6 protein-coding genes are annotated in these 10,907 nt (G+C 72.2%); 2 read left to right on the top strand and 4 right to left on the bottom strand.

Features of this window, described 5'->3' with window-relative positions:
- Nucleotides 1–247: 247 nt before the first annotated feature.
- From HLB15_RS10295 to HLB15_RS10285, 3 genes are all read right to left on the bottom strand, one after another.
- Nucleotides 248–3,286: a 3-keto-alpha-glucoside-1,2-lyase-like domain-containing protein gene (locus HLB15_RS10295; RefSeq protein WP_171105252.1), complete on the bottom strand. Its 3,039-nt coding sequence runs from the start codon at nt 3,284–3,286 to the stop codon at nt 248–250.
- A 75-nt stretch (nt 3,287–3,361) separates the two neighbouring features.
- On the bottom strand, nt 3,362–4,732 hold the full coding sequence (locus HLB15_RS10290; protein WP_171105250.1) for a methyltransferase family protein: 1,371 nt from the start codon (nt 4,730–4,732) through the stop codon (nt 3,362–3,364).
- Entirely contained in the window at nt 4,729–5,772 is a 1,044-nt protein-coding gene (locus tag HLB15_RS10285) for an SRPBCC family protein (RefSeq protein WP_212759728.1), read from the bottom strand. The genes HLB15_RS10290 and HLB15_RS10285 overlap by 4 nt, the downstream gene beginning before the upstream one ends.
- Before the next feature lie 77 nt (nt 5,773–5,849).
- On the opposite strand from HLB15_RS10285, the gene HLB15_RS10280 reads away from it, so the two are divergent.
- A complete protein-coding gene (locus HLB15_RS10280) occupies nt 5,850–6,470 on the top strand; it encodes a TetR/AcrR family transcriptional regulator (RefSeq protein WP_171105247.1) in 621 nt (206 codons plus the stop codon).
- A 96-nt stretch (nt 6,471–6,566) separates the two neighbouring features.
- Here HLB15_RS10280 and ligA read toward each other — a convergent pair whose 3' ends face one another.
- A complete protein-coding gene (gene ligA / locus HLB15_RS10275) occupies nt 6,567–9,005 on the bottom strand; it encodes an NAD-dependent DNA ligase LigA (protein ID WP_446500407.1) in 2,439 nt (812 codons plus the stop codon).
- A gap of 162 nt (nt 9,006–9,167) precedes the next feature.
- Here ligA and HLB15_RS10270 point away from each other — a divergent pair, with 162 nt between their 5' ends.
- On the top strand, nt 9,168–10,700 hold the full coding sequence (locus tag HLB15_RS10270; protein WP_171105242.1) for a flavin-containing monooxygenase: 1,533 nt from the start codon (nt 9,168–9,170) through the stop codon (nt 10,698–10,700).
- Nucleotides 10,701–10,907 lie beyond the last annotated feature (207 nt).

The following is a 10,907-nucleotide window of genomic DNA, read 5'->3' as shown; positions in this document are numbered from 1 at the left end:
TCCGACCATGAGCACGTAGATCAGACCAGAAGACCCGCCGGTGCTCCCGGGGCACGGGTAAACGGCTCCAAGACTTCATCGAACACCCCGATCATCAGGGGTGTTGCGACCACCAGTTGAATCCGCCTAGTCACGTGGCGAGGTAGTCACCTGGCGACGGAGTACTACTTCGCCAGGTGACTACCTCGCCTTCTGACTACCTCGCCACGTGACTACCTCGCCACGTGACTACCTCGGCGGGTGGTTGTCAGGTCAGGTCCTTGACGCGGATGTCGCGGTAGTGGATCGTCTCGCCTCCCCCGTGGTTCTGCAGGCCGATGAAGCCCTGCTCGAGGTCACGGGCCGGGTCGGTGCTGACGAAGTCGTTCACCAGCGTGCCGTTGAGGAAGACCTTGATGGTCTGGCCGACCACCCGGATCTCGTACGCGTTCCACGACCCCACGGGCTTGAGCGCCCGCTCGACGGCGGCCAGGTCGGCGCCCTGGAAGGTGTAGATCGATCCGGTCGTGCGGTCGGGCTCGTCGCTCGCGTCGATCTGGATCTCGTAGCCGTTGTCCACGGCCACCCACGGGTCGTCGCCCGGGTCGGGGAACCCGACGAAGACGCCGCCGTTGTCGTCCTTGAGCAGCTTCCAGTCGAGCTTGAGGCTGTACGCCTGCAGCTCCTCGGGGTGCCAGAGGAGGCCCATGCCGCCCGTGCTGCGGATCGAGCAGTCGGGCTGCCGGCCGAACGAGCCGGGGCCCGCCATGCGCCAGCCGTCGAGGGACGCCAGCGTGCCGTCGAACAGGGCACGGTAGCCCCGCTCGTAGCGCTCAGGCGCGCAGATGTCGCCGCTGCCCTTGCCGACCGTCAGCACGTCGAAGTTCACGTTGCCGTCGTCGTCCTCGTCGTAGCGGAGCGTGATGGTGTTCTCGCCCCGCTCCAGCGGGAGCCGACGGGTCGCGGTCGCCCACGTCTCCCAGCTCCCCGTCGGCTCGAGCGCCCACGGTTCGACCTCCTCGCCGTTGACGAGCACCGAGACCTGCTTGGTGCCCTCGAACGGGTGCGGCCCGTTGGCGTAGCGCAGGGTCACGGGCTGCTCGCCCGCCTGACGCGCCGTCGCCGTGAACGTCACCGAGGCGCCCACGTCGCCGAACCCGTCGACGAAGCCGGAGCCCGAGTAGCCGTTGTGCTCGCTGTCGACGTTCGCCGAGCCGCGCAGCGTCGCCTCCTCGGCCTCGAGGTACCCCTGCTCGGCGGGAGCCTTGTACCCCGGGATCGCGTTGAGCGTGTACCAGGCCTCGGTGTTCCACAGCTCGCGGCCCTCGACGTCGCTGAACGGGCGCGGGCTGCGCAGGTGCACCACGCGGCCCGGCTCGAGGCCGTCCACCGTGAGCGTGACCTTCGTGCGGTCGCGCGAGACCTTCGCCTGCGAGACGACCAGCGGGCGCTCGTCGACCTTCGGCCCGCCGTAGGCCGGCGTGGGCACGTACCGCCAGTGGTCCATCCGGAACGCCGCGTTCGGGTCCTGCGCGATCTTCTCGACCGTCTCGTCGGAGAGCGGCTGCGTGTACTCGACCTCGAAGCCCTTGCGCGTCGCACGCATCTCGACCATGTCGAAGGCGTCCTGCCCGTTCGGCGTCAGCTTCTGCAGGCCGTAGCGCAGCTTGTCCGGCTCGCTCCAGTTGCCGGCCTCGCCGATGCCGCCCACGTACAGGGCACCGTCGGGCCCGACGACGGTGCGGTTCACGCCGGCCTCGAGACCAGCGGTGTGGCGGAACACGGCGCCCTGGTACTCGCCGTCGACCTTCTCGAGGAACCCGCGCTGCAGGCCGCCGTAGGTGACGTCGCCGAAGACGAGCTGACCCGCGTAGGGGCCCTCCTCGAGCTGCACCGGCGAGCTCGGGGAGTTGCCGATCTCGTTCTGCGGCACCCACAGCGCCGGGGCGGAGACGGGCACATCGTCGTACGGGCCGGACGGGTTGGTGAAGTGGTTGAAGAACTTGCCCTGCTCGATGTGCACGAGCTTGGAGCTGGGCAGCCACGCGCCCTGGTTGTCCATGACGAACAGCTCGCCGTCCGGGCCCTTGACCAGGCCGTTGGGCGTGCGCAGGCCGCCGGCGACGTACTCGACCTCGCCCGTGCGCCGGTCGACGCGGATCGCGGTTCCGCGGTTCTCCGCGGGCTGCGGGTCCGTGGTCGCGCCGCCGTTGTTGATGGCCACCGACAGGTTCAGGTAGAAGTACCGGCGGTCGTGCAGCAGGCCGAACGCGAACTCGTGGAAGTTCCCGCCGAACGGCCACTCGGCCACGGTGGTGTGCCGGTCGTAGAAGCCGTCCCCGTCGGGGTCGGTGAGCTCGGTGAGCCGGTCGCGCTCGGAGACGAAGATCGAGTCGTCGATGACCGCGATGCCCATCGGGTTGAACAGGTCGGTCGCCACCTTCTCCACCGTGACCTCGTCCTTGGACGTCTCGCCGGTCACGTTGTCGAGCAGGAAGACCTCGCCGGGCTCCGGGTCCTCGACCCAGCCGCCCGGGCTCACCGAGCCGGACGTGAGAACGGCCAGCCGGTCGTCCTCGGTCCAGTCGAGCGCCGCGACCATCGGCTCGAAGCCGTCGGGCCGCAGGTCGGTGAGGGAGTAGCCGGGGAAGACCGAGTCCAGGCGCATGCCGTCGCCCGCCGTCTCGTCCTGCCCCTCGCAGTACTTGGTGCCGGGCGCCGTCACGCGTACGACGCCGGCCTCCGTGCTCAGCACGCTCTCGGGGACGACGACGTAGTCGCTGCTCCCCGGCGGCCGCCACTCGAGGCGCAGGATGTTGTCGTTCGTGTTGTCGAAGAACTCGACCCGCAGGTCGTGGTAACCGGGCTGGAGGGCGATGCTGCCCTCCTTCGACTCGGCGCCGTGCAGGCCGTCGTTGTCGATGACCTCGACGTCGTCGATCACGAGGCGCGAGCCGTCGTCGCTGGTCAGGCGGAACTCGTAGGTGCCGGACGACTCCACGGAGAGGTTCGCCAGCGCGTGCGCGATGAACCGCTCGCTCAGGCCGAAGTCGGCCTCGGAGGAGTAGTCGATGGTCGGCTTGAGCTGGTCGACGTTCGGCGTCTGCCCCGAGCGCAGCGTGCACAGCTCGCTGATGTCGCGCGCCAGGTCGTAGCTGCGCAGCGTGACGCCCGGTTCCTGGGGCGGGAGGTCGTCCGCCGCGGTGGCGGAGGGAGCGGCACCCGACAGCATCACCGCTGTCAGCGCCACGGCGGTCGCACCGGCGGCCGCCTGTCTGGTGCGGTGGTTGGTTCCACGTTGACGCATGAGGTCTCCTCGGTCGGCATTGACCTTGCGGCTAGCAACCTAAGCGGACTTCTGTCGCCCGTCAAGCAAAAGTTGTCAGGTGTTCATCGTTAGGCGCGGCGCGGGGCAGGACGTCGGCACGGGACGCGACGGGCGAGGCTCCGCGCCGAACGCGTCGGCACCGAGCTGGGCGAGATGACGGACTCCCGGGAGGTCGAGCGCCCAGCCCGCGAGCGCCCAGCCGAGGTGGACGTGCGCCAGCGCCCGGGCGACGGCGGAGACACCCTGGGTGCGCAGGAGCGGGCGGACGTCCCTGCTCCCCGGCGGCGGAGAGGCTTCGGCGGTGAGCTCGTAGGTGACGCGCCAGAGCACCTCGGGGTGTTCCGCAGCGGGCCGGATCGTGAGCCCGACGGGACGACGTCGGGCGAACCACAGCGCGACGCCGGTGCACGGCTCGCAGTCGGCCGCGACCCACAGCGTCGCGGGTGCCACGACCGGGGCCGGCCGCAGCCGCGGCACCCAGGGGCGCACCGCGGCGCGGTACTCCGTCCAGGCTCGCCCGAACGCGCGGCGCAGACCCTCCCCCTCGTGCCAGTCCGCGATGCCGACCGAGTAGGCGACGGCCACGAGGACGCCCACGAGCAGCTCGGGCTCGCCCAGCACCGGGGCCAGCACGGCGAAGGTCGCGGCGACCGTGAGCTGCATCGGGTTGCGCACGTACGCGTACGGGCCGGAGGTCACGAGACGGGCCGGCGGGTCGTACGGCAGCGGCGTGCCGCGCCCGACGACGGCGAGCTCGCGCATGGCCGCCAGGCCGGGCAGGCAGGCGACGAGCGCGAGCTGGAGCCCGGCGGAGGTGACGGCCGCGGGCCACGGCGGTACGGGAGAGACGGCGAGCACGGGCAGGCCGACGAGCAGCCCGCCCGCCCAGACGGCCTGCGCCCAGGCCCTGGCCGTCACGCGGGTGCGGCGCAGGGTCCACCGTGCGAGGAGGACGGCGGGGACCAGCGCCGTCAGCACGCCGACCACCTCACCCACGAGCCAGGCTGACCCGAGCACCACCACCGGAGCGCCGTACGGCATGAGCACGAGATCGAGCACCACGAGCCCGGCCAGGACGACGGCGACCTGACGGCACGAGGCCCCGCGGTCCACGCGGTCGTGGCGCGCGGCCGCGAGGCACAGCGCCGGGACAGCGCCCCAGAGCAGGGACCAGCCCAGCCAGAGGTCGACGGGAAGGCCGCGCCAGACGGCGCCGGTGGCGTGGTACGTCCACCAGCCCCGCTCGACCGCGGCGTGGTGGAGCGCCAGGAGAAGCAGCGCCGCCCACGCGGTGGACGTGATCGCGGCGGCGACCACGCGCGGGCCGGGCGGGCGCCAGGCGCACAGCACCACCACGGCGAGCAGGGGCGCACCGAGCCCCGCCCCGCGCACGACGGCGGCCGCCGCGTCGAGGCCTGCGGTCATGCGCCGTCCCCCGCCTCCTGGGCCGCGCGGCCGAAGGTCTCGGCGAGGTACTCGGCCGCCAGCCCCGTCGAGTAGTGCTGCAGCGGGCCGAAGTACCAGGACGGGTCGAAGGTGCGGGTGTACGCCAACGACCAGGTGATCCGCGTCCGGCCCGGTCCCGCGGCGACCCACGTGACGTCGGCGGCGTGCAGGTCCATCCAGCGCTTCAGTGTCGTGTCGGCGGTGACGTCCAGACGGAGCCTGCCGCCGGCGTCGGACACCTCGGACGCCACCACGCGCAGCGACATCGCGCGAGGCGTGGCCTCGGCGCCGAGGCCGAGGCTGTGCCGGTCGGTGAACGTGACGTGGCGCTCGGCCCCGACCTCGAGCCCGGAACCGGTCGCCGACACCGGCTCGGGGAACGGCACCGCGCGCAGGAACGGGGCCTCGAAGGCGCCGTAGACAGGCGGTTCGGCCAGAGCCTCGGCGACCTGTCGCGGCGTCGCCTGCACGACGACGCTCGCCGTACCGACGTCCGCGCGCGGCAGGAGCGTGAAGCCGCCGACCCCCTCGGCCACGAGCACGAGCAGCAGGGGCGCCACGGCGACCGCCCGCCCCCGCCGGTTCCGCGCCGCCTGGACGACGACCCCGACGAGTGCCGCGACGCCGTAGAACAGGGGCGCTGCGATGACGAGGCAGACGACGCCCTCGTCCAGCAAGGGGCCGGCGAGCGCGAGGCCGACCGTCGTCGTGGCGAGCGCGGTGCCCACGGCGCTGCGCGGCCGGGCGGCGAGGATGACGGTCAGCGCGATGACGGCGGGGATGCCGACGTAGAACAGCGCGGTCTGCTGCGCGTCGGCCGAGCCCAGCAGCTTGGCGAGCAGCATGGCGGCGAACAGTGCCAGCGCGACACCGGCCAGCAGCAGGCGGGCACGCCGGGCTGCCGGCGTGAGCGGCGGGCGCGGACGCCACGGAGCCGGCTCCGGCTCCTCGCCGACGGGCTCACCACCCGCGCCGGCGCGCCAGGAGTCGTCCGCGTCCGCCCGAGCCCTGTCCCTCATCGGTCCTCGCTTCTTGATCGGTCGATTTAATCGCTCGATTAAAGCATATGATCAAGAACCGAGGGAAGGAGGCCGCGATGGCTCAGACGGGGCGCAGGCCCGCCGAGGAGACACGCCGACGGCTGCTCGACGCGGCCGACCAGGTGCTGCGCGAGCAGGGATACGCGGGCGTGTCCGCACGCACGATCGCCACGGCGGCGGAGGTGAACTCGGCGCTGGTCTTCTACCACTTCGGTGGGGTCGACCAGCTCCTGCTGACCGCGCTCGACCGTGCGACCGAGGAGCGCATGGCGCTGCACCGCGCCACGGCGTCGGCGGCGCGCACCGTCGAGGAGCTGGTCGAGGCCGCCGCGACGATCTACCGCACCGACCTCGAGCGCGGGTACCTCGCCCAGTTCGGCGAGCTCGTCGCGGCGGCGGTGACCAAGCCGGCCCTGCGCGACGAGATCAGCACGCGGGCCGAGCCCTGGGTCGACTTCGTGGCCGAGCACTGGGAGCGCGTGGTGGGCGGGTCGCCGCTGGGCAGGCTGCTGCCCGCCCGCGACGTCGCCGACGCGGCCCTCACGTTCTACCTCGGCGTCAACCTGTTCTCGGTGATCGACCCCGACCGCGAGCGCACCGACAGCGTCTTCGCCCTCGCGTCGCGGCTCGCCCCGCGGGCCCGCCTGCTCACGATGCGCCTCCCGGGCCGCCGCTGACCCTCGACGACGGACCTCACGCTCGGGACCGACCGGCGGCACCGGGCCGTCCGGACCCGGTCCCTCAGGTCGTCCTCGCCGACCGAGCCGGGCCCTTCACCCCGCCGAGGGCAGGGCGTCCGGACCGCCGTCCAGGAGCAGCTTGAAACCGTCCTCGTCCAGGGTGGGGATCCCGAGCTCCTCCGCCTTGGCAGCCTTGGACCCGGCGTTCTCGCCCAGCACCACGTAGTCGGTCTTCTTCGAGACCGACCCGGAGGCCTTGCCACCCGCCGCGATGATCGCCTCCTTGGCGCCGTCGCGCGTGAAGTCCTCGAGCGAGCCGGTCACCACCACGGTGAGCCCCGCGAGCGGGCCGGTGGGCCCGGTGTCCGCCTCGGCCATCGCGGCGGGGCCGGGGTGCCCGGGGATGGCGAGCTGCACGCCCGCGTCGCGCCACGCCGCCAGGATCTCCTGGTGCCAGTCGACGGCGAGCCATGCCTTGATCTCGGCGGCGATCACCGGGCCCACGCCCTCGACGGCGGCGAGCTCCTCCTCGGACGCCGCCTCGATCGCGTCCACCGAGCCGAACCAGCCCGCGAGCGCCCGCGCCGCGACCGGGCCGACGTGCCGGATGTTGAGCGAGACGAGCATGCGCCAGAGGTCCTTGGACTTGGCCCTCTCGAGCTCCTCGAGGAGCTTGGTCGCGGCGGCGGACGGCGCGGCCTCGTCGAGCGTCTCGCCGGCCTCCTGCGCGGCGGCCCGCTGGGCCTTCGTGTAGGACAGCTTGCGGCGGAACGGAGCGCGTCGGCGCACCTCGCCGTCGTCGTCGATCTTGGGTAGGCCGGTCTCCGCGTCGCGGACCACCACCTCGATGGGCAGGAGCTGGTCGAGCGTGAGCGAGAACAGCTGGGCCTCGGTGACCAGCGGGGGCGTCTCCGGGACGTCGGGCTGGGTGAGCGCCGCGGCCGTGACCTCGCCGAGCACCTCGATGTCGAGCCCGCCGCGCGAGCCGATGTGCTCGACGCGCCCGCGCACCTGCGCGGGGCAGGACTTCGCATTGGGGCAGCGCAGGTCGACGTCGCCCTCCTTCATGGGCCGCAGGGGCGTGCCGCACTCGGGACACTCCGCGGGCATGACGAAGTCCTCGCGCGGGTAGCCGTCGTCCGCGAGGGCGGCCACGGGCCCGATGATCTCGGGGATGACGTCGCCCGCCTTGCGCAGCACCACGACGTCGCCGACGCGCACGCCCTTGGCCCGCACGACGTCCTGGTTGTGCAGGGTCGCCTGGCGCACGGTCGAGCCCGCGACCGTCACGGGCTCCATCACGGCGTACGGCGTGGCCCGGCCGGTGCGTCCGACGCCCACCTGGATGGCCACCAGCCGTGTGTTGACCTCCTCGGGCGGGTACTTGAACGCGATGGCCCAGCGCGGCGCGCGGCTCGTGGTGCCGAGCCTGCGCTGCTGCTCGCGGCCGTCGACCTTGACGACGATCCCGTCGAGCTCGTGCTCGATGTCGTGCCGGTGCTCGCCGAAGTACTCGATCATCTCGAGCGCCCCGTCGAGCCCGTCGACCACGCGGTTGTGCGGGGAGACAGGGATGCCCCACTCCTCGAAGAGCGTGTACGCGTCGGACTGCCGCGCGAGCTCCTCGTGCGTGCCCGCCTCCCACTGCAGCGCCCCGATGCCGTGGGCATACATGCGCAGGCCCTCGACGCGCGCGATCCCGGCCTCCAGCTCGGGGCCGTCCTTGTTCTCCAGGAGCTGGCGCAGGCCGCCGGCCGCCGCGTTGCGCGGGTTGGCGAACTGCGGGAAGCGCCGCAGCGCCGCCACACGGGCCTTCTCCGGGTCGAAGGCCCTCCCCTGCCGCTCCGCCCGCTCCTGCCCCTCGGCGACGACCCGCTCGCGGAGCTCGCCCTGGAGCTCGTTGAGGCGGGCGAACGTCGCGACGGGGATGAACACCTCGCCGCGCACCTCCACGACGTCGGGGTGGCCGGTGCCGGAGAGCCGCTGCGGGATGGCAGCGATCCGCAGCACGTTGCGCGTCACGTCCTCGCCGACCCGCCCGTCACCGCGCGTGACGCCCCGGACCAGCCGGCCCTTCTCGTACACGAGCGAGATCGCCAGCCCGTCGATCTTCACCTCGCACAGGAAACCCGGCCGGTCGGTGCCGAGGTCCCGCTGGACACGCTCGGCCCAGACGGCGAGCTCGTCCGTGCTGAACACGTTGTCGAGCGACAGCATCCGCTCGATGTGCTCGACCGTGGCGAACCCCGCCGCCGCGGCGCCGCCCACGCTCTGCGTCGGCGACTCCGGCGTCACCAGCGCGGGGTGCGCGGCCTCGAGGTCCTTGAGCTCGCGCATCCGGGCGTCGTACTCCGCGTCGGACGACACGGGCGAGTCGTCCTCGAAGTACGCCCGGCGGTCCTCCTCGATGCGGGCGACCAGCTCGGCCCAGCGACGGCGCGCGGCCGTCTCGTCGGCCGCGGCGTCGCCCGCCGCCGTGTCGCCCTGGGTTCCGGCCGCTTCCGGGATGCCTGTCGTCTCGCTCACGGACACAATCATGGACTGAACCACTGACATCCGAGCGGCCAGCCGCCGGAGCGCCGGGGAAAAGAGCTGCGGACCAGGGCATTCGCCCAGGTCCGCCTCTGTCGCGCGCAGGTCGGTGCCGCTACCATTCGAGCAAATTGCCAGGAATCTACTGAGAGCAGGGGTCCCTTGAAGATAGCCGTCGTCGGTGCCGGTTTCGCTGGGCTGGCAACCGCGAAGATCCTCCGCGAGTTCGATCACGACGTCACCGTCTTCGAGAAGGCGCCGGACGTCGGTGGGGTGTGGAGCGCGACGCGCCGGTACTCGGGTCTGCGCACCCAGAACAACAAGGACTCGTACGCGTTCTCCGACCTGCCGATGCCGCGCGACTACCCCGAGTGGCCCACGGGCGAGCAGGTGCAGGCGTACCTCGAGCGGTACGTCACGACCTTCGGTCTGCGGCCGAGCCTGCGCCTGGCCACGGAGGTGGTGCGCGCCGAGCTGACCGACGCGGAGGACGGCTGGATGGTGACCGCCCGGCGCATCGGCGCGCCGGTCTCGGCGCCCGAGCGGTTCGACCACCTCGTCGTCGCCAACGGCATCTTCTCCGACCCGGTCTTCCCGCAGTACGAGGGCTACGCGGACCTCGTGCGGGCGGGCGGCAAGCTCGTCGCCTCCAGCCAGCTCAACAACCTCGAGGACGCCCGCGACAAGCACGTCGTCGTCGTCGGCTACGGCAAGTCGGCGTGCGACGTCGCCGCCGAGATCGCCGGTGTGGCCGCCTCCACCGACGTCGTGGCCCGGCACCTGCTGTGGAAGATGCCCAAGCGCATCGCCAAGGTGCTCAACATGAAGTACCTGCTGCTGTCGCGGCTCGGCGAGGCCCTGTTCCGCTACCAGACCCTCTCGGGCCGCATGGAGCAGTTCCTGCACGGCCCCGGCGACAAGGTGCGCGCCGCGATGCTGTCCAGCATCGGGTCCGTCACCACGCGCCAGCTGCGCCTCAAGAAGCTCGGTCTCGTGCCGCACGGCGAGTTCGCCGACATCGCGAACAGCACCGTCTCGCTCTCGACCGACGGCTTCTACGAGCAGGTCGACCGCGGGGACATCACGGTCCACCGCGACGCGGAGATCACGCGGTTCGTCATCGAGGACGGCCGGCCCGTCGCGGAGCTCACGACCGGTGCGAAGGTCCGCTCGGACCTCGTCGTCTGCGGCACCGGCTTCCACCAGCGCGTGCCCTTCCTCGACGACACGATCGCCTCGCGGCTCGTGGACGAGCAGGGCAACTACCAGCTCTACCGCCAGATCCTGCCCGACGGCGTCCCCCACCTGACCTTCGCGGGATACAACTCGTCGTTCTTCTCGCCCCTGTCCGCCGAGGCGGGCGCGATCTGGATCGCCGCGTACCTGGCCGGTGTCGTGGACCTGCCCTCGCCCGAGGAGCGGCGCAAGCAGGTGGCGGAGCGTGTCGCCTGGATGGAGAAGCGGACCAAGGGCAAGCACGCCCGCGGCACCAACGTCATCCCGTTCTCGATGCACCAGATCGACGAGACCCTGGACGAGGCGGGCGTGAACATCGGCCCGCGCGCCCGGACGGTCCAGTGGCTCCTGCCGATCAACCCGTCGGTCTACCGCGACGTCGTGCCGCGGCTCAAGCAGCGCGTCGCCGAGCGTCAGGCGGCCGGCGCGACGGCGGCCCCCGCCACGACGGACGCCTGACCCCGGTGCGACGGTCCCGCCGCCGGCACGACGCCGCCCGGCGGGACCCCCACCCTCCGTCGAGGTAGTCACCTGGCGAGGTAGTCACCTGGCGAAGTCGTCACCGGGCAGGCCGCCACAGCGGCTTCGTCCGGCCCATCACAGGCCCGCCCATCAGAGGCCCGCCGACGTAAGCACGACCGCCACGTGACTACCTCGCCACGTGAC

This window comes from Promicromonospora citrea, from assembly GCF_013004695.1.
Classification (GTDB): Bacteria; Actinomycetota; Actinomycetes; order Actinomycetales; family Cellulomonadaceae; genus Promicromonospora; species Promicromonospora citrea.
The sequence above is the reverse complement of the archived record's forward strand: the minus strand, read 5'-3'. Positions and strand labels throughout refer to the sequence as shown.

What these genes read in the sequence shown, in the direction of transcription:
- HLB15_RS10295 (WP_171105252.1), bottom strand. Translation starts at nt 3,286, where the DNA reads ATGCGTCAACGTGGAACCAACCACCGCACCAGACAGGCGGCCGCCGGT.
- HLB15_RS10290 (WP_171105250.1), bottom strand. Translation starts at nt 4,732, where the DNA reads ATGACCGCAGGCCTCGACGCGGCGGCCGCCGTCGTGCGCGGGGCGGGG.
- HLB15_RS10285 (WP_212759728.1), bottom strand. Translation starts at nt 5,772, where the DNA reads ATGAGGGACAGGGCTCGGGCGGACGCGGACGACTCCTGGCGCGCCGGC.
- HLB15_RS10280 (WP_171105247.1), top strand. Translation starts at nt 5,850, where the DNA reads ATGGCTCAGACGGGGCGCAGGCCCGCCGAGGAGACACGCCGACGGCTG.